The organism is Enterobacter sp. UNJFSC 003, from assembly GCF_036903355.1.
GTDB lineage: Bacteria > Pseudomonadota > Gammaproteobacteria > Enterobacterales > Enterobacteriaceae > Enterobacter.
In genome coordinates this window covers 1-244 of sequence record NZ_JBAKHK010000303.1, presented here as the reverse complement: position 1 = coordinate 244, position 244 = coordinate 1, and the positions used below count along the sequence as shown (strand labels likewise).

General features: G+C 53.7%; 1 protein-coding gene. It reads right to left on the bottom strand.

Annotated features, from left to right (window positions below):
* Positions 1–244, bottom strand: a 244-nt coding sequence (locus V5P19_RS24275; RefSeq protein ID WP_334408086.1) for a YihY family inner membrane protein, incomplete at both ends; no start/stop codon positions are given.

Sequence of the window (244 nt, the reverse complement as noted above, 5' to 3'; positions counted from 1 at the left end):
AGCGCAGGGAGAGCAAATAGGAACTGATCGCCAGACTGGCCCCTGCCAGCAGCGGCCCCAGCGTTAAAATCATCCAGTACACGGCGAACGAGTAAATTTTTGGTCGCGCTCGTTTACTGCGCCAGATGGTATTCAACGCGCTATCGATGGAGTACATCAACAATAACGCGGTGACGATCAGCCCGCACGCCCCAACGGCGGTCATCTTGTTGGAATTGGCAACAAATTGTTCGATATACCGCTG